This is a genomic window from Kitasatospora sp. NEAU-CNBT7, assembly GCF_057220535.1.
Genome location: NZ_JBXQQB010000003.1, coordinates 369449 through 390014, shown reverse-complemented (window position 1 = coordinate 390014; position 20566 = coordinate 369449). Strand labels below are relative to the sequence as shown.

Below are 20566 nucleotides of genomic sequence, written 5' to 3'. Positions count from 1 at the left end.
AGGGTCACCTTCCGCCGTCGGTCGGGCCGGGTCGCGGGTTCAGCGGTCGTCGTCGGGGTCCTCGGGCTCCGGGGGCAGGCCCACCGCCTCGCGGTCCTGCTCGGTGCGCTGCTCCAGTTCGTCCTCGTCGGGGCGCCTGGGCAGGCCGCGGCCGTGCGCGGTGTCGGGGTCCCCTTCGACGGCCTTGTTCGACTTGTGGTGCGACATGGTGTCCTCCTCGTGGGGCGGGGGCCCGCGGCGGGGTCAGGGGGTGGGACCGGCGGTCCCGGCGGACTCGGCGGTCCCGGCGGGCTCGGGAGGCTCGGGAGCGTCCTCGGCCGGCCGTACGGTGCACCGGAGGGTGCCGTCGACCACGTCGGCGACGATCGTGTCACCGGGTCCGGTGTCGCCGCCGAGCAGCAGGGACGCGATCCGGTTGTCCAGCTGCGACTGGATGGTGCGGCGCAGCGGACGGGCGCCGAACTCCGGCTGGTAGCCGCGTTCGAGCAGCAGCTGCTTGGCCGCTTCGGTGACCTCGAGCCGCAGTCCCTGGGCCCGGACCCGGCGTCTGCTCCGCTCCAGCAGGTGGTCGACGATCCGGCCGAGGTCCTGCTCGGTGAGGCGGTGGAAGATGATGATGTCGTCGATGCGGTTGAGGAACTCGGGCAGGAAGCGGGTCCGCAACTCCTCCATCAGCTCGTCCTTGAGGTCGGACGCGTCGCCCTGGTGGGCGATGATCCGCTGGGCGCCGATGTTGGACGTCATGATGACCACGCAGTGCCGGAAGGTGACGGTGCGGCCCTGGCCGTCGGTCAGCCGGCCGTCGTCGAGGATCTGCAGCAGGGTGTTGAAGACGTCGGGGTGGGCCTTCTCGACCTCGTCGAACAGGACCACGCTGTACGGCCGGCGGCGGACCTTCTCGGTGAGCTGGCCGGCTTCGTCGTACCCGACGTACCCGGGTGGCGCGCCGACCAGCCGGGCCACCGTGTGCTTCTCCTGGAACTCGCTCATGTCGAAGCGGACCATCCGGTCCTCCTCGCCGAACAGCAGCTCGGCGAGGGTCTTGGCGAGTTCGGTCTTGCCGACGCCGGTCGGGCCGAGGAACAGGAAGGACCCCACGGGCCGGTCCGGGTCGCCCATGCCGGAGCGGTTGCGCCGGACCGCCTCGGAGACGGCGGTGACGGCCTCGTCCTGGCCGACGATCCGCTCGTGCATCTCCTCCTCGAGCCTGAGCAGCCGTTCCTTCTCCCCGGCGGTCAGCTGGGCGACGGGGATCCCGGTGCGGCGGGCGACGACCTCGGCGACGTCGGCGGCGGTGACCTTGACGACGCCCGGGCGGCCCTCGTCGACGCCGGCCAGTTCGCCTTCCTCGGTGGCGATCCGGGCCTTCAGCTCGGCCGCCTTCTCGAAGTCCTCCCCGGCCACGGCCTGGTCCTTCTCCCGGCGCAGCTGCGCAATCCGGCTCTCGCGGCCGGTCACCTCGCTGGACGGGGCGACGGCGCGCAGCCGGACCCGGGCGCCGGCCTGGTCCATCAGGTCGATGGCCTTGTCGGGCAGGAAGCGGTCGCCGACGTAGCGGTCGGAGAGTTCGGCGGCGGCGGCGAGTGCCTCGTCGGTGAACCGGACGCCGTGGTGGGCCTCGTAGGCGTCGCGCAGCCCCTCGAGGATCTGCACGGTCTCCTCGACGGTGGGCTCGGGGATCAGCACCGGCTGGAAGCGGCGCTCCAGCGCGGCGTCCTTCTCGATGTGCCTGCGGTACTCGTCGATGGTGGTGGCGCCGACCACGTGGAGTTCGCCGCGGGCCAGGGCCGGTTTGAGCATGTTGCCCGCGTCCATCGCGCCCTCGCCGGTGGCGCCGGCGCCGACGACGGTGTGCAGTTCGTCGATGAACAGGATGATGTCGCCGCCGGACTCCTGGACGTCCTCGATGACCTTCTTCAGCCGTTCCTCGAACTGTCCCCGGTACTGGGCGCCGGCGACCAGGCCGGACAGGTCGAGGGAGACCACCCTGCGGTCCTTGAGGGTGGCGGGGACGTCCCCGGCGACGATGCGCTGGGCCAGGCCCTCCACGATGGCCGTCTTGCCGACGCCCGGCTCCCCGATCAGGACGGGGTTGTTCTTGGACCGCCGGGAGAGGATCTCGACGGTCTGCTCGATCTCCTCGGCGCGGCCCACCACCGGGTCGAGCCGGCCCGCCCGGGCCTCCTGGGTGAGGTCCCGGCCGAACTCGTCGAGGATGGTCGGGGGCCGGCCGCCGCCGTCGGGTGCGGCGTCGGCGCGGGGTTGGCCGGTCAGGCCGCGCAGCCGCTCCATGCCGGAGTCCTCGGCGGGCAGCCGCAGGGTGTCGGCGTCGGTGTCGGAGAGCAGGGCGCCGAGGATGTGCTCGGGCCCGATGTAGGACGCGCCGGCCGCCTGGGCCCGCTGGTAGGCGGTGGCGAGGGTGCGTTTGGCGGCGGGGGTGAGTCCGGGTTCGGTGGGCGGCTCGCCGGGGTCGCGGGGCAGGACCGCGGCGAGCTCGGCGGCGAGGGCGTCGGGATCGATCCCGGCCTGTGCGATCAGGGACCGGGCGGGGTCGACCTGGGTCGCCGCCCAGAGCAGGTGCTCGGTGTCGAGGTCCGCGGTGGCGTCATCGGCGGCGCGCCGGGCGGCCAGGTTGATCAGCTCCTGGGCCGGTTCGGTCAGCAGCCGTCCGATCGGGATCCGCTGGACGGCCGGGGGTGACGATGCGGGCGACATACCGAAGAATCGGTTCAGCATTTCACTGAACGGATCGGATGAGCCGAAGGCCGAGGGGAACGGCACTGACATGACAGCTCCTGGGGCTGGGCATCCATTCCACCTAATCCCGCCCGGTAAACGCCCGCAACCGGAGGGATTTCCGCCGGGCTGACGGCGGGTCGGATGTCCGCCGGATTTCCGCGGACGGCGTTCGCGGGGTGCACCGGTGACGTTCCATCGGCCGGTCAGGGGCGGCGCCGACCGGCCGGGGGCGGCCCGGATCCGGGCCGGGCGGCCGGATGCGCCGCCCGCACGGGGCGACGCGGACGGTGACCGCCGTCACCGATTTCGCGACATCCGGCGCCTCCGAATATCTGCCGATAGAATTTTCCGCAGTAACCGAAAACCATCCCGGCCGATATTGCAGAACGGGAGCAGAAATGACCGGTATCCCCGAGCCGATCAGCCCCGACGCCCGTCGGGCGCTGGAGCAGGAACTCTCCGTTCTGCGCGGCGAGCGCGACACGGTCGCCTCGACCCTGCACGGCAGCGACGCCGACTCCCCCGGTGACCGGGCCGACGAGGCCGACGAGCTGCAGCGCGCCACCGAGGCGGCCCGGCTGGACACCCGGATCGCCGAGATCGAGGCCCGGCTGCGCGAGGCGGCCGTCGCCGGGGCGCCCGACCCCGGGGTGGTCGGGGTGGGATCCACGCTCACCGTGCAGTTCTCCGACGGGGTGCGGGAGTCCGTCCACATCGACGAGATCGCCGACGAGCAGGACCAGGGCCTGGTGACCTCCGACAGCCCGCTCGGGCAGGCCCTGCTCGGCCACCGGGCCGGTGACACCGTGACCTACCGGACGCCCGAGGGGGCGGACGCCGCGCAGGTGGTGTCCGTCGACACCCCGCCCGGCCGGACCTGAGCTACCCGGCGCCGCCGGCCCGGCCCGGTCGGGCGGGCGGGCGGGCCGCCCAGTCCAGCCCGGGCGGCCGTCCGCCGGGCGACCTGAATCGGACATCTCGCCTGATATCGTCCTGGCCCATGACCCGTTGGCTGCCCGTGTCCGCGCTGTCCCGGCTGGCCGGGGCGATCGTCGTGGGAGCGGTGGTCGGCGCGGCCGTCGCGGCGACCAACGGGACGCCGCTGGGCTTCCTCGCCGGGGTCTCCGCGGCGGAGGCGGTGTTCGTGGTGACCGGCTGGATGGTGCTGTGGCCGATGGACGCGGCCACCGCCCGCAAGGACGCCCGGCGCGAGGACTTCCGGCCGGTTCTGGAGGAGCTCTCGGTGGTCGCGGCCACGCTGTGCGGGCTGCTCGGCATCATCGTGCTGCTGCTGGTCGGCCGCTCGAACGCCGGCCACGCCGCGGCGGCGACCGCGCTCGGCGGGGTGTTCATGGCCTGGGCGGCGCTGCAGTTGGTGTACGCCACCCGCTACGCGCACCTGTACTTCTCGACGCCCGCCGGCGGCATCGACTTCAACTGCGACGACCCGCCGACCTACCGCGACTTCCTCTACTTCAGCTACAACCTCGGCATGACCTACCAGGTGTCCGACACCTCGGTCACCAGCCCGGCGATCCGCGCGGTGGTCCTGCGGCACTGCCTCCTCTCGTACGTCTTCGGCGCCAGTATCCTGGCCACCACGATCAATCTGGTGGCCGGGGTCGTCACCGGCTGAACCCGGACCGGACACTGGAGGGCTCGCGTGAAGGAGTGGATCGCCGCGGTCGGCGCGGAGCTCGGGATCGACCTGGAGGTCGACGTCACGGGGCTGCTCGACCTGACCAAGGTGGTCGCGCACGGCGTGGCCCGCCCGGCGGCTCCGCTGACGGCCTTCCTGGTCGGGTACGCCGCCGCGCAGGCGGGCGGCGGTCCGGCCGCCGTCGCCGAGGCGAGCCGCAAGGTCGCGGCCCTGGCCGAACGCTGGACCGCCGCGCAGGCGGACGGCTCCGGCGCCGCGTGAGGCCGCGACCCCAGGCCGCCCGATCCGGCCTCACCCGGCTCACAGGGCGAAGGAGTTGCCCGCCCGTACCGCGAGACCGAGCGCGGTCCACCCGGTCCACGTACCGGCGTCGGGGCTGCTCTGCCGGCAGGTGAAGAGCATCCCGGTGGGGTCGGCGGCGAACAGCTCGATCCGGCCGTCGGCGCCCTGCCCGGCGGCGATCTGGCGCATCCGGCCCGGCAGCGCCGTCCAGGGTGCCCAGGTGTCGCTGCCGGGGGCGGTCTCGGAGCGCTGCCAGACCTGCCCGTCGCTGTTGGTACCGAAGATCGCCAGCCGGCCGTCGAGACCCCGGACCAGGGTGACGGTGTCGAGGACCCCGTCGAGCGGCGCGGCGGGTGAGAACTCTGCGTCCGTCCGGGAGTCCGGCCGGTACGCGGTCCGCCGGGCGAGGTAGCCGTCCTGGTCGAGGCGGACCAGCACGGTGCAGCCCCGGGCGTTCACCGCCGCGGCCAGCTGGGAGCCGCGCAGTCCGGCGAAGGTGCGCCACGCCGTCCAGCCGTTCGGGGCGGCCGGGTCCTCCCAGCAGCTGCTGATCCCGCCGTCGGCGGAGGTCGCGAACAGCATCGGCCCCGACGCGGCCCCGCCGACCGCGGCCACCGAGGTGAAGGCGCCCTGCAGCCCGGTGGGCGGCCCGTACGTGCCGTCGCCGGCACCGGTGCGCACCGACACGGCGCCGTCGGCGCCGACGGCGGCCAGCTTCACCCGGCCGTCGGCGCCGGTGCCGACCGCGGCGCACTGCCGGCCGCCGCCGTCCACCGCCGTCCACGGCATCAGGTCCGGGCCGTCGGCTGCCTGCCGGGTCCCGTACAGGGCGCCCGAGGGGGTGACCGCGGCCAGTTCAAGGCGTCCGCCGGCGGCGCGGGCCACCGCGATCGGCGGGCCGAGCTGGACCGGGGCGGGGATCGGGAAGGGGGCGGGCAGGACCAGTTGGGTGTTGCGGTCGAGGGCGGTGCCCATCCGGGCGGTGATGCCGCGGTTGACCTCCTGCGGGTCGTTGGCCGCCAGTTCCCTCGCCAGCGAGGCGAGGCCGCCGGGCGTGCCGAGGTCCCCGTCGTGGCTCAGCGGCGCGGCCGGGTCGACCATGGTGGTGAAGATCGAGACGGACCCGGGCAGCGGGGTGCCCCCGAACTCGCCGCCCAGGTGGCCGCCGGGGCTCGCGGCGATCTCCACGATCCGGCTCTGGACCGGCCAGTCGATGTGGGAGGCGGTGGAGATCTCCCAGAACCCGCCGGCCACCGGGCTGCCGGCAGGTGTGCGGTGCGCCGTGATGCGGTTGGCGTGGGTGTGGCCGTTGACCAGGGCGATCACATTGGGGAACCGCAGCAGCAGCGCCTTCAGCTGGTCGCCGGTGTGCCGCTTCCCGAAGATGCCGCCGAGGATGCCGTCGTCCAGGTTGTCCATGGTGAGCAGCGTGTGGTGGCAGAACAGCACGTACATCTTGTCCTGGACGCCGCCGCGGGTGCGCAGGACGCCGCCGCTGTCGACGTACCGCGAGCTGTTCTGGAGGAGTTGCTGCTGCAGCCACTGGAACTGGTCGTCGTCGATCGAGCCGCCGGCGCCGCCGGAGCCGAACCCGTCGGTGTTGGTGTTGGTGGAGTCCAGGGTGAGGTACCGGACCAGGTCCCGCGGGCCGCTGGGCACGGCGTAGTAGGCCTTGTCGATGCCGATGCCCTGGAACCCGTGGCCGACCGGGAGTCCGGCGGTGTTGAAGTGGTCCTGGATGAACGCCTTGCGGGTGAGCAGCCGCCGGGCCGGGTCGGCCACCACCGGGGTGCCCCGGGTCTCCAGGGCGGCCAGCAGTTTGCCGAACGTGCCCAGGTCCCGGTAGTTGTCGGGCAGGGTGTGGCCGGTGCCGTAGGTCTTGGACGACCCGGTCACCATGCCCTTGACGTCGACGAAGTTGTTGTCGATCGGCTCGTTGCCCTGCCACATGCCGTCGTGGTTCCCGTAGGCGGCGTACCACGGCATGCCCAGGCCGTGGGAGACGTACGGCCGCCGGGCGGCCCCGACGGCGCCGGTCGGGTCCAGCAGGCCCGGGACGTACGGGAAGCCGCGCCCGCCCGTCCCGGTGAAGGCGTTGCCGGGCACCTGCTGCGGGGGGACGGACGGGTAGTAGTAGTGGTCGTCCGGGCCCGCGCCGCCGGGGCGCAGGGCGCCGCCGGAGAAGCTCTGGTCCAGGCCGGTCCGGCCGGAGTCCGGCACGATGGTCTGCCCGCCGTCCAGCAGGTCGATGTACCAGCGGTTCTCGTTGTGCTGGCAGTTGTCGACGGCGTCGCCGGTGACGATGGTGAACTGCAGCGGCAGCCCGGTGCGCGGGCCCCGGCCGATCTCGCTGATCGCCCGGCACATCGCGTCGACCACCTGGGTCGACAGGTACTCGTGCGGCCGGTAGGCGGAGTCGGTGGGGTAGCTCGCGTAGTGCGGGGCGCCCGGGTCGGCGTAGCGGTCCATGAACTCCAGGCGGCCCGGTGACTGGTCGTCGACGATGTGCAGGTCGGTCATCTGGGCGAAGGCCGCGATCGGCAGCGTCACATGGCCCTGGTAGGGCCAGAGGTCGTTGCGGATCAGGTGCGGTTCGCCCGGGCCCGCGACGAGTCGCTGGTAGCCGGCCGCCGGGTCGTAGCTCGCCCGCTGGACGGTCCGGTCCCAGGTGGTGACGGCCGGCCCCGCGGCTGCGGCTGCGGCCAGGCCGAACGGACCTGCGGGGGCGGGTGACCCGGCCGCCGCGGCCGCGGGGCCGGGTCCGGCGAGGTCGGCGGCGGCTGCGGCCACCCCCGCGCCCGTCGCCGCGAGGAGTGTTCTGCGCGAGATGCCCACGTGGTGCACGCCCATTTCCGGATCGTGAGGAGGTCGTCCTCGTGGTGGGGACGGCTGACGCCCGCGGGCGCCCCGCGGTGGCGGACCGGCCCGACCTCGGAGCATGTGGCTCAGTGGCTGGGCCACTGAACCATTCTGTCGATCCGCCGTCAAGGGTCTCAACTCCCCCAGCAGGAAAGCCGGATGGGCAGTGGATGAGTCACTGTGCCACCTCTTTACCGACGGGTAGCCATGCCCCATCCTTTGGTACGCCGGTTCCCGCCGCGGACCCCGCGCTGCTGGTCCGCGCCCGGCCGTACCCGCCCGTCTCCCCCGCCCTCCCAGGAGGTGGCCCGTGTTCCGTTCGCGTGTCCGCACCAGCGTGCTGGCCCTGACTCTGGCCCTCGGAGCGTGGGGCGCCGCCGTGGCGCCCGGCGCCGCGGCAGCCGCGCCCCGCACCGCACCGTCCACCGGCGTGGCCGCCGCCGAGGCCTCGGCGGCACCGTTCAGCGAGCCCCCGTTCGCGGCGACCTGCACCTGGCACCGCTTCGGCGAGGGCGAACAGCCGCCGCTGTGGCTGCTGTTCGTCAACCCGCTGTGCGTGGAATACAGCAAACGCGACATCACCTTCGACAACGGCGGCGCACTGCGCTTCCTGCTCGCCGAGCCGGCCCGGTTCGCGGTCGCCCTGTCCACCTGCCGCTACTACCAGCGCGACCACTGGAGCGTGCAGTCCACCACCGGGGCCACCCCCTACGTGGCCTGGGACGGCCAGTACTGGTGGGACCGCAGCGCCCGGCGGGCCGGCGCCCGGCTGACGAACTTCCGGGTCGACGGGCGGACGGTGGGCATCGGCGACGCGGTCGCCGCCCTGCGGGCCGGCGGCTTCGCCGACCTCGCCGACCTGCTCGACGACTACGGCCGGAGCCCCGGCGAGAGCGGGGCGAACGTGCCGCTCCCCTTCGACCTGCGCTGCGCACTGGCCGGGTGAACCGTGACACCACCGGACATCGACCGGCGGGCCGTGCTCAAGGCCCTGACCGCCACCCTCGCGATCCTCGCCGCCGGCGGCCTCCCGCCCGCAGCCGCGGCCGGAGCCCCCGCCGGAACCGCCACCGGAACCGCCGCCGCCTCGGCGAGCTGGACCGTCCAGACCCTCGAAGCCTTCGCCGACACCCTGATCCCCGGCGAGCGCCGCCACCCCGGGGACCTCCCGATCGCCGGAGCGGTCAGCGGCCCCGGGGCGGTCCAGGCCGGCGCCGTCGACGTCCTCACCTCCCCCGAACTTCCGCTGGCCCCGCTGCTGCCCGCCATCGCCGCCCTGCTCGACGCCCGGGCCGCCGCCTACGCGCTCACCCACCTCCTGCTGCTCCCGCCGACCTCCCCCGCCTTCGTCGGCCTGCCCTTCAAGCACCGGACCGCCCTGGTCGGCGGCCTGTTCGACCCCGGCGACCTGGACCGGCAGATCTGGCAGGTGCTCAGCCTGATGGTCGGCCTGGCCTTCGACACCGCCGCCCACCTCGACACCCGGCAGGCCCTGGCGGGCCACCACCCCGGCCTGGCCTGGCTGGGCTTCCCCGCCCCGGACGCCGACGGGCTGTGGCGCTTCCCGCAGTACTCCTACGGCCGCGCCCTCGCCGACCTGCACCCCGCCACCACCGCCTCGGGGAGCCCGGCATGACCGCCCCCGAGACCACCGACGTCCTGGTCGTCGGCAGCGGGTTCGGCGGCGCCATCCCCGCCTACCACCTCGCCGCGGGCGGCGCCCGGGTCACCGTCCTGGAACGCGGACCGCGGCTGTCGGCCGCCGACTTCACCCACTCGCTGCGCCTCGGCACGTACAACCGGATCGTCGACGTGATCCAGGGCGACGGCGTCAGCGTGGTCGCCGCGAACTGCGTGGGCGGCGGCAGCATGGTCTACTTCGCCGCGTCGCTGCGAGCCCCGGCCTTCGCCTTCGAACGCCGGGGCGGCCTCGGTCGGCGGATCTGGCCCGCCGCGCTCACCCGGGCGAGCCTGGACCCCTGGTACGACCGGGTCGAGGAGTCCCTGCCGGTCACCCGCACCGACTGGCCGGACGTCTCGTACGCCGGCGGGGTGCTGGCCGCCGCCTGCCGCCGGGCCGGGCACACCTGCAACCCGGTGCCGCTGGCCGTCGACACCGGCCGGTGCACCAACTGCAACTGGATGCTGTCCGGCTGCCGCTTCGACGCCAAGCGCTCCCTGCTGCTGAACTACCTGCCCGGCGCGGAGGCCCACGGCGCCACCGTCCGGCCGCTGCACGAGGTCCAGCTGCTCACCCCGTCGACGGTCCCCGGGTACCGGTACGCCGCGGCCTACACCGTCCTCGACCCCGGGGACTACGGCTGCACCGCGCAGGGCGGGGTGATCCACGCGAAGGTCGTGGTGCTCGCCGCCGGGACCGTCGGCACCCCGGTCGTCCTCCAGCGTTCCGCGCTCGCGCTGGGCGGCATCCCGTCCGCGGTCGGCCGGTACTTCTCCGGCAACGGGGACCGGGTCAGCGTCGCCGACGTGGACGAGGGGAAGGCCCGGTCCCTGCTGGGCCTGTCCCGGCCGGACGGCACCGCCTACCAGGGCCTGCCGATCGGACGCCCGATCACCGCGGCCAGCTTCGACCACCTGGACCCCGCCGCCCCCGAGTACAGCCGCTTCACCCTCCAGCAGATCTACTTCCCGCCGCTGACCAACCTGCTCGCCCAGGCGGCGGGCCCGCCACCGTGGTTCGGCACCGGCAAACGCGAACTGCGGGCCCGCTGGCGGTCCTGGCTCACCCTGCTGGCCATGACCGAGGACGACAACGAAGGGACCTTCGGCCCGCCCCCGCTCACCGGGAGCGCCACCCGGCTCGCGCCCGGGCTGGGCCTCGGCACCATGAGCTTCCACCCCACCGCCCGGACCCGCGCCGCCTGGCAGCGGGCCGACCAGGCGCTGCGCGAGATCCTGGAGAAGGACGGCCTGGCCCAGGTCCGCCCGTGGTCCGAGGACGTGGCGGCGACCGTCACCGCCCACCCGATCGGCTCGGCCCGCCTCGGCGACGACCCGGCCACCAGCGCGCTCACCGACACCCACGAACTGCGCGGCCACCCCGGGCTGTTCGTCACCGACGGCGCCGCGGTGCCCGCCGCACTGACCGTCAATCCCTCGCTCACCATCGCCGCCCTCGCCGAGAGGTCCGCCCCGGCCGTGACCGCCCGCGCCCGGCAGGCCGGCGTCCCGGTCACCTACGGCGCCCCGCCACCGGGCCGCTGACACCGGGCCTCTCGACACCGGGCCCCCGGCAGCCGGCCTCCGGCACCGGGCCCGCTCCCCCGGAAAAGCAGTGGCGCGGGCCCGCGCCGCGCGGGCACGATGGCCCGCATGTACCCGTACGCCATCGCCGAGTTCCCCGCAGTCGCGGGCGCGATGGCTGCTGCCCTGGCACTCGCAGCCGCATTCGACGGCGCACGACGCTGACCTTCCCCGGGAAGTCCCGGGACCTCGGACGGGGAAGGTCGGCCCGTCACTGAGGTCCCGTCACCGTGCTGACGATTCCAGGAAGAAGAAGATCCCGTCATGGCCAAGCAGGCCTTCGTGCGCACCAAGCCGCACCTCAACATCGGCACCATGGGTCACGTCGACCACGGCAAGACCACCCTCACCGCCGCCATCACCAAGGTCCTCGCCGAGCGCGGCGGCGGTACGTTCGTCCCGTTCGACCGGATCGACCGCGCCCCGGAGGAGGCCGCCCGCGGTATCACCATCAACATCTCGCACGTCGAGTACGAGACCGCGACCCGCCACTACGCGCACGTCGACATGCCCGGCCACGCCGACTTCGTGAAGAACATGATCACCGGTGCCGCCCAGCTGGACGGCGCGATCCTGGTGGTCTCCGCGCAGGACGGCGTGATGCCGCAGACCGCCGAGCACGTCCTGCTGGCCCGGCAGGTCGGTGTCGAGCACATCGTCGTCGCGCTCAACAAGGCCGACGCCGGCGACCCGGAGCTGCTCGAACTGGTCGAGCTGGAGGTCCGCGAGCTGCTCACCGCCCAGGGCTACGACGGCGCCGGGCTGCCGGTCGTCCGGGTGTCCGGGCTGCGGGCGCTGGAGGGCGACCCACACTGGTCGGCGGCGCTGCTGGAGCTGCTGGACGCGGTGGACGCCTACGTCCCCACGCCGGTGCGCTACACCGACGTGCCGTTCCTGCTGCCGGTCGAGAACGTGCTCACCATCACCGGCCGCGGCACGGTCGTGACCGGCGCGGTCGAGCGCGGCCGGGTCCGGCTGGGCGACCGGGTGGAGGTGCTCGGGTACGACGCCGACCTGGTGTCCGTGGTCACCGGGGTCGAGACCTTCGGCCGCACGATGGAGTCGGCGGAGGCCGGCGACAACGTGGCGCTGCTGCTGCGCGGCGTGCAGCGCGGGCAGATCCGCCGGGGGCAGGTCGTCACCGCGCTCGGCACCGGCTCGGTGCACACCCGCTTCACCGCCCGGGTGCACCTGCTGCCGACCGCGCAGGGCGGTCGGCGCACGCCCGTCACCAGCGGCTACCGCCCGCAGTTCTACCTGCGCACCGGCGACGTGGTCGGCGACCTGGAGCTGACGGACGGCGGGACGGCCCGGCCGGGCGAGACCGTCGACGCGACGGTCACCCTGGGCCGTCCCGTCCCGCTGGAGCCCGGACTCGGCTTCGCCGTCCGCGAGGGCGGCCGGACCGTCGCGGCGGGCACCGTGCTGACGGTCGGCGGGTAGGGCCTGCCCGGGCTGCGCACCCCGGAACGCCGGATCCCGGCGACCGGCGGTGCGCAGCCGGCGCGGGGTCAGAACCAGTGCAGGCAGTGCGGGGCGCGCTCGCCGCGGAAGAGCGCGTCGGCGAGCGCGGCCGCACCCGGGCGGTGGGCCCGGATGTGGCCGGCCCGCACCAGCGTGCTCGGGGCGGTGCCGCCGAGGTAGACCGAGCCCAGGTCGCTGATGTCCAGGGACAGGTCGGGCTCGCGGTCGGTCGGGACGCAGTCGGCCTTGCCGTCCCGGACGGTCAGCAGGTAGCGGCCGTGCTCGCCGAGGAACGGGTCGTCGACGTCGAGGACGAGCTCGCCGTCCATGGACCAGCCGCGCGCGGTCAGCGCCCGCGGTACGTCCAGCAGCCGCACCCAGAGCCAGTCGGTGTCGCCGGTCACCTCGCCGCCGCGGAAGTCCTCGAGCTGCCAGCGCATCGGGTGCCCGGTCGGGACGTGCTTGAACACGACCGTGGTGGCGAGGTCGTGGCCGAGCAGGAAGCGGGCGAGGGCCGTGTGCACGGCGTCGTCGGTCGCGACGATCTCGTCGGCGGTCAGGCTGCCGGCCTCGAGCGTGTAACTGGCGTACCCGTCCGGCACACCGTCGGCGTCCCGGTGGACGGCGACGTGGCGCGGCGCCCGGGAGACCGGCGGCTGTCCGGCCCCGAGGGCCCACCAGCGGTGCGGCCGGGACAGCGCGCCCGGCTGGGCGCGGCGGTAGCGGTCGTAGACCGCTTCCAGGATCTCGCCGCAGTCGGCCCGCCGCAGCACCTCGACCGTGCCGGCCGCGGTGGCGTCGTCCGCCGCCCGGCGCGCCCGCGGCAGGGCGGGGGCCGACCGGTGGCGCGGCACCGTCAGCCGTGCCGTGTACGTCGCGGGTCCGTAGCCGAACCTGCGGTAGATCACGGCCTCGGAGGCCAGCAGGACGGCGAGGAACTCCCCGCGGTCCCGCACCGCGGTGAGCTGCTGCCGCATCATCGCGGTCAGCACGCCCTGGCGCCGGTGGGTGGGCAGGACGGCGACGGCGGTGACCCCGGCGGCCGGGACCAGGACCTCACCGGGCAGGGTGAGGTCGAAGGAGTACGCCCCGGCGGTGCCGACCGGCCGCCCGTCCGCGGCCACGGCGAGCAGACCGCGGTCCATCTCGTACGCGGCCCAGAGGACCCCGCCGCCGTCCTCGGCCGGGGCCTGCGGGAAGAGCCCGAAGGCGGTGTGGACGGTGTCGACGAAGACGCCGAGGTCCTGGTCGGTGGTGGGACGGATGTCCATCGGTGCCGCTGCCTCCCCTGGTCGCGGGCCCACCACGACGCGTGGTGCCCCGCCACAGTGCAGCGTCACCGGGCGGCCCGGTCAAGCGGATTACCTGCGGGGACGGCGGCGTCGGCGCCCCCTCGCGGCCGGCCGCTCAGGCGGAGGCGGTCCAGCCCCCGGACGTGGTGGTGGTACGGACCGTGGGTGCATCGGTGCCGATACCGGTGGTCGTGCCGGTGATCGTGCCGGTGGTGCGGGCGGCCTGGACGGGCCGGGTGGCGGCAGCGGGTACGGCGGACTCCGTGGTGGCCCGGCGGTAGGCGGCCGGCGCCGGGGCGGCCGCCGGACGCGGGTCCTCCCGCTCGATCCGCAGGACCAGGTTGCGGCCGCCCGGGTTGCCCGGACGCTCCCGGTCGGTGCTGCGGACCAGCTGTCGGCGGATGCCGCCGATCTCCTCCCAACGGCCCACCACCGCACGAATGTTGGGCTCCCAGACGCCCCGGTGGCAGTGCTCGACGGCGAGGTCCCAGTCCTCGGCGTCGATCAGCTCGCTGGCGCCCGGCTCCCCCGGCACCACGATGGTCCGGCCGCCGCGGACGGTCACCACGGCCCGCTGCGGCCACTGCGCCTCCACGCCGGTCACGGTGATCCGGTGGGGGCCTCGGTAGGTCGGCATCTGGTGTTCACTCCCGCGGGCTGTCGGGCCGCCACGGGGCGCGGCGGGTCCTGACAGCAGGTACGTCCGGCGGCCCGGCCCCGGTTCACCGCGCCGCCGACGCGACCGGTGGCCGGGGCGCCCGCCGGCCCGCCGGACCGCTGAACCGGCGGGTCAGGGCGTCAGGGCGTCAGGGCGTCAGGGCGTCAGGGTGAAGGACAGCCGGCCGAGCCGGCCCTCGTCCCGCAGCGCACGCAGCTCGGCGGCCGGGCCGGACGCCGCGGGGCCGGGCGGTTCGGCCAGGACCGCGCCGCTGTGGCGCAGGGCCCCGGCGGCGTCGTAGCCGTAGGCGTCCTCGAGCACGGCCGCGAGGCCGTCGACGGCGGCGCGCGGCTCGCTCGCCCCGGCCACGGACCAGGCGTTGACGCCGAGCCGGGCGGCCGCCGCCTCGGCGGCCAGGTCGGCGCCGGCAGCGGGCAGCGCGCCGTGGTCGGCGCCGAGGGTGAGGTAGACCTCGGTGCCGGGGCGGGCCGCGAGCAGCCGCCGGAGCGCGTCGACCACCCTGGCCCGCAGGCCGGGGTCGGCGAGGCTGTCGGCGGGAAGGTGGACGTCGACCGCCCGGAGCCGGTAGCGGTCAACGGTCGCCAGGTAGGCATCGGCGAGTTCGGCGCCGGTGGCGCAGGAGCGTTCCAGGGTGGCGGGGCCGTCGCCGCCGAAGGAGACCAGGACGTCGCCGCCGTGGGCCCGGACCGCGGCGGCCTGCTCCGCCCGGTCGGCGCCGTCCGCCCAACTCGGGCCGCAGCCGCCGTCGGAGACCACCGCGGCCAGTGCGGCGTGCGGTGGTCCGCCGGGCTCGCGGCCCGGGTCCACGGCCTGTTCGAGGTCGGTGACGGTCCGTCCGGGCGGCAGTCCGACGGCGTCCGCGCCGACCGGCCCGCGGACGGTGAGGCCGGCCGGCGCCTCGGCGGCCCGGTCCAGGCCGTGCTGCAGTGCGAGGCCACCGGCCAGCGCACCCGTCACGGCGAGCGCGGTGACCGCCCGTCTCAGCCCGGTCCGGGCCCGGGCCCGCTCGATCCCACCACTCATCTCGCTGCCTTCGCTCTCCGTCGACCCCGCACACTGCCGTCCTGGTCAACGAGGCAGCCGGGAAAAGCGGTTCACGATTCGTCAGCCACCTATCGTGCACGACCCGCACGGGGGGCGCAACCGGCGCACGGCCACTCCCCGCGACCGCCGGGGCTGCTGCCGCCCGGGGACCGTCAGCCGTTGATCACATAGGTGTCGCCGTGCACCCGCCAGCGCAGCGGGGCGGCCAGGTCGAGGTTTCCGGCCTGGAGGAACCAGCGCTGCTCGGTGTCGACCCTGCTGGTGTCGCGGTGGGCGCGCTCGGTCAGCATCGCGGCCCGGCGGGCGTCCAGGAACGCGTTCAGGTAGGCGGTCTCGTCGCCGCCCTGGGCGGGCGTCCTGGCCTTCTTCATCGCGGTCGCACGGATCCCGCCGAAGCTGACCGGGTCGTCGCCGGGGCCGTGCATGACGATGGCGTCGTAGTAGATGAACTGGCCGAGCGCGCGCAGCCCGTCCGCCTCGGCCTGGCGGACGGCGGGGTCGAAGTAGACCCGGTCGCGCTCGTCGTCCTGGGCCCGGCGGAACGCCGGGTCGTCGGCCGCCCGGGCCCAGTCGGCGGTGAAGGTGGGGTCGAGGCCCTGGTGCGAGGCGCTGCCGTCGACGGCGGCCAGCGCGGGGAGGTACTTGACCAGCGGGTTGCCCGGCTCGAGGTCGCGGTAGTGCCGGACCAGTTCGAGCATGTCGTGGGTGCGGGAGGTGAAGCCGATGATGCCGCCGGTGTAGCCACGGCCGTCCTTGATGTCCTCGATGTACCGGTACTGGGCCCGCCAGTCGAGCGAGGAGTTCTCGGCGCTGGAGACCAGCTGCTGGGCGATGTCCTTGAGCCGCGGGCTGTTCAGGTCGCCGCCCCGGCCGGGGGCCGGGGTGCCGGGGGCGGCACCGGCCGGGCTGCCGGTACCGGCCGTGGGTGCGGTGGTCCGGGCCGGGGCCCGGCCGGCGGCGGGGGTGCCGAGGGCGGCGGCCACCGGTGTGGCACCCGGGGCGGTGGCGGTGCCGGTCGAGGCGCCGGGGCCGGTGTCGGAGGCTGCGCCGGCGGGCTCGGCCGGGGGGAGGTCGGTGGGGGTGGCCGAAGGGGCGGCCGCCGGGTCCGCGGCGCTGCCGGTGGTGGAGGGTGCGGGTGTCCCGGTGGCGGCCGGGGGGCGGGTGCCGCGGGCGGCGGCGGTCGGTGCGGGCCCGGCCGCGCCGGGTCCCGCGCCGTTGGTGGCGGCCACCGTGGCGACCACCGCCGAGGCCGCTCCGGCCAGCAGGACGGCGCGGATCACGCGGGGCTTCAGCCGCATGACGGGCCGGTTCTGGTCAGGCTGCATGCAGCACTCCGTTTCGGTCGACTCCGCGGGGCGGCGCTCCTCGCCCCGCCCGGGTGAACGGCGGTGCGCCCGTTCCCGGTTCACCGTCCGGCCGCGATCCCGCCGGTACGGTCCAGGCGGTGCGGTCCGCCCTGTCCGGTCCGCCCGGTACGGCCCGCCGCGGCGCCCGTGGCCCCACCCGGCTGAACCGGGGGCCGCCGGGCGTCCGTTGAACGAGGCGAACCCCCGGCCGCCAGTCCAGGAAGACGGTGACCCGCCCGATGAGCCCCAGTACGCCGCGGCCTCCGGCCCGCCCGCCGAGCGGGCGCCCGCCGACCGCCGTCCGCGCGGCCCGCCGCACCGGAACGGCCCGGCGGGAGCCCGTCGTCCGGCTCAACGGCCGCCCCGTGCAGCGGGGTTCACGCACCCTCGGCCGCGGGGCGGGGTCGTGACCGCGGCCGTTCTGCCGGTGTCGGCCGCACTCGGCCTGGCGGTCGCCGGTGTCCTCGCGGTGAGTCCGCCGGCGTTCCCCGGCACGGTCGGGGTACGCGGCCCCTCCGCGGCCCCGGCCGCCGTCTCCGGCCCCACCGCCCACCGGGAACCCAGTACGTCGCGGACCGGCGCCCGCCCGGCGCTCTTCGGCCCGTCGGCGACGGTGGGTCCCTTCCTCGGCGCCGCCACCGGTCACTCGACGCAGAAACGGACCACCCCATGACCGATCGCCACTACGGGCAGTCCGTGCCGTACCCGCCGGAAACCGACCGGCCGGGGTACGGCACGGAGCCGGCGCCCGGCCCCGGTGCCCCCTCGCACCAGGGTCTCCAGCTGCCGTGGGTGGGCGCGCCCGCCGCCGACCGCGGCCAGAGCCTCGGCGAGCGGCTGCTCGGTCCCTGGCAGCAGGTCGGCGCCCAGGTCGGTGCGCAGGCCGCCGCGGTCGGTTCGACGGTACGCCGCACCGCCGCCGGCACGGTGGCCCGGCTGCGGCCGGAGCGGCCGCCGGCCGGCGCGCACGGCGGGGATCGGACGGCCGCCGCCGGCTTCTGGGACGCCAGGCGCGGGGTCATGGCCGGCTGCATGGTGCTCGGCACGGTGCTGCTGGCGGTCGCGCCCGCGCTGCGGCCCGACGCGGGACCGGCGGCCGACCCGGCGGCGGCGGGCAGTGCGGTCGAGGGCGGTGGCAGCGGCCCGCTGGGCAGCCGCGGGCGGCCGCACCCGGCGGCCTCCGCCGCTGCCTCGGCCTCGACATCGGGGTCCCCCGAGGCCCCCTCCCCCGAGGCGTCCGCTCCCGCGAGCGCCACCGCCTCGCCATCGGCGGCCGCCGCACCGTCCTCCCCCGCGCCGTCGCCGGCCGCGGCCCGGACCACGGCCCCCGCCGTGCCCGTGGCCGTGCCGCCGCCCGCCGGACCCCCGCCGTTCCGGTCGGTCGCCGGCCCGGGCTGCACCGGCGCGGGCGGGCACTACAAGGAGGTCGGCCGGTTCAGCGACGGGGCGGAGGGCTGGAACACGGTCGGCAGCGGCGGCTACCGCGCGGACGCCTGCGACGGGCGGTACGTGGCGGTCCCGATGTCCGGTGACAAGAACAAGGACGACCCGAGCACCTACGCCCTGTGGACCTTCGACGTCGGCACGGCGGCGGGCGGCTGCGCGGTCTCGGTGTACGTGCCCGACAGTTCCTCGATCAAGCAGGTCGGCGGTGTGCCCGCGCACTACACGGTGAGCGGGGGTTCGGGCGGCGACGTGGGCTCGTTCAACGTCGACCAGGTCGGGAACCGGGGCCGCTGGGTCGACGCCGGGTCCTTCGCCGCCCGGGACGGCTCACTGGTCGTCAAGCTGCACAACCGGGGCCAGGACTGGACCGGCTCCAGCCAGAAGACGTACGCACACCTCGCGGCCGCCCAGGTCCAGGTGGTCTGCCAGGCCTGACGGCGCCGCGGGCCGGTGCAGCCGAGCAGCCGGGCCGCCGGCCGTGACCGTGCCGCCGGTGGCTACTCGGCGGCCCGGCGTCGGCGGCGGGCACCGGCGAGACCGAAACCGCCGCCGATCAGGAGCAGCGCACCCGCACCCGCGACGACCACGCTGGTGGTGTCACCGCCGCCGGTCGAGGCGAGCGACCGGTCGCCGTCCTTGCCGTCCGCCGGTCCCGCCGTGGTGGGCCTGGCGGCGGTCGGGGTGGCGGTGGAGGTGGCCGTGGGAGTGACCGTCGGGGTGGCGGTCACCGGCGCGGGGTCGGCCGCGCTCGGGGTCGCCGTGGGCGTGGCGGTGGGGGTTGCCGTGGCGGTGGCCGTGGCGGTCCCGGAGGGGCGGGGGGCAGCCGTGGCGGTGTGCGTGGCGCAGGTGGAGCCTGGTGCGGTGCACTCCTCCGGCTTGGTCGCCGTCGCGGTGGGGGCGGGCGTGGCGGAGTGGGTCGCCGGTGCGGACGACCCGCCGGCGGAGGGACCGGCCGTCGGACTGGCGCAGTCCGACGTCGGGCCCGCGGACGCGGAGGCGGAGGCGGACGAGGACGAGGAGGCCGACGCAGACGCAGACGCCGACGTGGACGCGGACGCGGAAGTCGAGGGCGAGGCCGAGGGCGAGGCCGACGGGGTCTCGTCCGCCTGCTGCTGGTCGCCGTCGTCGCCGTCCTCGTCGCCCTCGTCGTCGCCCTCGTCCTGGTCGGCGGGGACACCGGGCTGCTCCTGGATGCGCTGGGCGGTGCGCTTGGTCTCCGCGGTCCGCGCCTGCTTCGGCGCGTCGGAGGCGTCACCCCCGTCCTCGTCCTCGTCGTCCGCGGGCTTGGCCGTGGTGGGTGAGGCCGATGGCTTGGGGCTCTTCGACTTGGACTTCCCCGCCGACGGGCTCGCCGAGGCGGAGGTACTCGGGTCCCCGCCCGGCGCTCCCGTCGCGGTGGCGGTCGCGCCGGTGGTGGCGGTCGGGGTGGTACAGGCCGGGTCGCCCGGCACCGAGTCCGCGTGGAAGCCGGCCACCACCTTGGTGTACTCGTACTCGCCCTGGGCGACGCCGCTGCACACGGCCGAGGACGCCGCGTCGTACGCCCCGGCGCAGGCGCGGTCGCGGTTGACCGCCCAGAAGGTGAAGCGGGCCAGGTGGTGGGTGGCGGCGAAGTTCCGCATCGTGGTGAGGTCGGCGACCGAGACCTGCTCGCCGGTCTGGTCGGTGCGCCCGATCATGGTGGACAGGCCGGTGTGCCGCCAGGCCTTGTCGGCGTCGTAGCCGTACGCGCCGGCCACCACCTTCTGCAGGGCGGTGAGGGCGGAGGCGGAGGCGTCCGCCATGGTGCCGGTGTGGCTGTCGAAGTCGAACGGCATCACGGTCCAACCGTCCACCTCCAGCCCGGCTTTGGCCCCCATGGCGATCATGTCGGTCCCGTTGGCGTCGGGGCCGTCGGGGTTGGCGGTGAAGGTGACGTAGACCCGCAGGCCCTGGTTGCGGTCCTTGACGGTCTTCAGGGCGTCGACGACGCGCTGCCGGACCGCGGGGGTCTCCAGCTCGGAGCCCTCGATGTCGATGTCGATCGCCTTGAGCCCGTACGCGTCGATCACCTTCTGGTACGCGGCGGCGAGGTCGGCGGCGCTGCCGCACTTCTCGCCGAGCTTTGCGCCGTCCCAGCCGCCGAACGAGGCCACCACATCACCGCCGGCGGCCCGGATCGCCTTGATCCCGGCCTCCTCCTTGTCGCCGGTGAGCGCCCGGTCGCCGTCCCAGCGGGGCTCGCAGGCGCCGTCCTTGCCCGCCAGCACGAAGGCGAGGGTGAACTGCTTGAGGCCGGTGGCCTTCATCACGGCGGCCGGGTCGGGCGCGTTCCCCCAGCCCAGGTACTCGTAGACCGCGTTGAGGCCGACCGGGTCGCTGGTGGCGGCGGGGGCGTAGTTCTGCGCGACCACGAGGACGCCGCCGGCCGCGAGAGCGGTGGCCGCGGCCGCGATCCGGCGCCGGCGGCTGAGCCGATGTCTGGTCATGAGGATTCTCCTGAGAGGGGACA

At 75.3% G+C, this 20566-nt stretch carries 17 protein-coding genes; 9 read left to right on the top strand and 8 right to left on the bottom strand.

What is annotated here, in order from left to right; all coding sequences use genetic code 11:
• Positions 1-39: 39 nt before the first annotated feature.
• On the bottom strand, positions 40-207 hold the full coding sequence (locus tag AC2TEW_RS06530) for a hypothetical protein (RefSeq protein ID WP_484622357.1): 168 nt from the start codon (positions 205-207) through the stop codon (positions 40-42).
• A 36-nt stretch (positions 208-243) separates the two neighbouring features.
• Complete coding sequence (locus AC2TEW_RS06525; RefSeq protein ID WP_484622356.1) at positions 244-2787, bottom strand: ATP-dependent Clp protease ATP-binding subunit; 2544 nt, start codon at positions 2785-2787, stop codon at positions 244-246.
• Positions 2788-3137: 350 nt separating this feature from the next.
• On the opposite strand from AC2TEW_RS06525, the gene AC2TEW_RS06520 reads away from it, so the two are divergent.
• The 3 genes from AC2TEW_RS06520 (at position 3138) to AC2TEW_RS06510 (ending at position 4660) form a co-directional block, all read left to right on the top strand.
• Entirely contained in the window at positions 3138-3620 is a 483-nt protein-coding gene (locus AC2TEW_RS06520) for a GreA/GreB family elongation factor (RefSeq protein ID WP_484622355.1), read from the top strand.
• 119 nt (positions 3621-3739) lie between these two features.
• On the top strand, positions 3740-4375 hold the full coding sequence (locus AC2TEW_RS06515; protein ID WP_484622354.1) for a DUF1345 domain-containing protein: 636 nt from the start codon (positions 3740-3742) through the stop codon (positions 4373-4375).
• Positions 4376-4402: 27 nt separating this feature from the next.
• Positions 4403-4660, top strand: a complete 258-nt coding sequence (locus AC2TEW_RS06510; protein ID WP_484622353.1) for a DUF6457 domain-containing protein — start codon at positions 4403-4405, stop codon at positions 4658-4660.
• Between the two features lie 39 nt (positions 4661-4699).
• Here AC2TEW_RS06510 and AC2TEW_RS06505 read toward each other — a convergent pair whose 3' ends face one another.
• On the bottom strand, positions 4700-7531 hold the full coding sequence (locus tag AC2TEW_RS06505; protein ID WP_484622352.1) for a TIGR03767 family metallophosphoesterase: 2832 nt from the start codon (positions 7529-7531) through the stop codon (positions 4700-4702).
• 319 nt (positions 7532-7850) lie between these two features.
• Here AC2TEW_RS06505 and AC2TEW_RS06500 point away from each other — a divergent pair, with 319 nt between their 5' ends.
• From AC2TEW_RS06500 to tuf, 4 genes are all read left to right on the top strand, one after another.
• Complete coding sequence (locus tag AC2TEW_RS06500) at positions 7851-8486, top strand: hypothetical protein (RefSeq protein ID WP_484622351.1); 636 nt, start codon at positions 7851-7853, stop codon at positions 8484-8486.
• Between the two features lie 3 nt (positions 8487-8489).
• Positions 8490-9176, top strand: coding sequence for a DUF5987 family protein (locus AC2TEW_RS06495; protein ID WP_484622350.1), 687 nt, complete (start codon positions 8490-8492; stop codon positions 9174-9176).
• A complete protein-coding gene (locus AC2TEW_RS06490; protein ID WP_484622349.1) occupies positions 9173-10765 on the top strand; it encodes a GMC family oxidoreductase N-terminal domain-containing protein in 1593 nt (530 codons plus the stop codon). The genes AC2TEW_RS06495 and AC2TEW_RS06490 overlap by 4 nt, the downstream gene beginning before the upstream one ends.
• 303 nt (positions 10766-11068) lie before the next feature.
• Positions 11069-12247 carry an elongation factor Tu gene (gene tuf / locus AC2TEW_RS06485; RefSeq protein ID WP_484622348.1) on the top strand — a complete coding sequence of 393 codons (1179 nt, stop codon included), beginning with the start codon at positions 11069-11071 and terminating at the stop codon, positions 12245-12247.
• A gap of 68 nt (positions 12248-12315) precedes the next feature.
• Here tuf and AC2TEW_RS06480 read toward each other — a convergent pair whose 3' ends face one another.
• From AC2TEW_RS06480 to AC2TEW_RS06465, 4 genes are all read right to left on the bottom strand, one after another.
• Positions 12316-13539, bottom strand: coding sequence for a GNAT family N-acetyltransferase (locus AC2TEW_RS06480; RefSeq protein WP_484622347.1), 1224 nt, complete (start codon positions 13537-13539; stop codon positions 12316-12318).
• Between the two features lie 136 nt (positions 13540-13675).
• Positions 13676-14197 (bottom strand): hypothetical protein, encoded by a 522-nt coding sequence (locus AC2TEW_RS06475; protein WP_484622346.1) that lies wholly within the window; start codon positions 14195-14197, stop codon positions 13676-13678.
• A gap of 177 nt (positions 14198-14374) precedes the next feature.
• On the bottom strand, positions 14375-15262 hold the full coding sequence (locus tag AC2TEW_RS06470) for a glycoside hydrolase family 18 protein (protein ID WP_484622345.1): 888 nt from the start codon (positions 15260-15262) through the stop codon (positions 14375-14377).
• Positions 15263-15435: 173 nt separating this feature from the next.
• Positions 15436-16266, bottom strand: a complete 831-nt coding sequence (locus tag AC2TEW_RS06465) for a chitosanase (protein ID WP_484622403.1) — start codon at positions 16264-16266, stop codon at positions 15436-15438.
• A gap of 769 nt (positions 16267-17035) precedes the next feature.
• On the opposite strand from AC2TEW_RS06465, the gene AC2TEW_RS06460 reads away from it, so the two are divergent.
• Together AC2TEW_RS06460 and AC2TEW_RS06455 are read left to right on the top strand one after the other, a co-directional pair.
• Positions 17036-17302: a hypothetical protein gene (locus AC2TEW_RS06460; protein WP_484622344.1), complete on the top strand. Its 267-nt coding sequence runs from the start codon at positions 17036-17038 to the stop codon at positions 17300-17302.
• A complete protein-coding gene (locus AC2TEW_RS06455; protein ID WP_484622343.1) occupies positions 17299-18510 on the top strand; it encodes a hypothetical protein in 1212 nt (403 codons plus the stop codon). The genes AC2TEW_RS06460 and AC2TEW_RS06455 overlap by 4 nt, the downstream gene beginning before the upstream one ends.
• Before the next feature lie 62 nt (positions 18511-18572).
• Here the strand turns inward: AC2TEW_RS06455 and AC2TEW_RS06450 are convergent, their stop codons facing one another.
• On the bottom strand, positions 18573-20543 hold the full coding sequence (locus AC2TEW_RS06450) for a chitinase (RefSeq protein WP_484622342.1): 1971 nt from the start codon (positions 20541-20543) through the stop codon (positions 18573-18575).
• Positions 20544-20566: the final 23 nt, after the last annotated feature.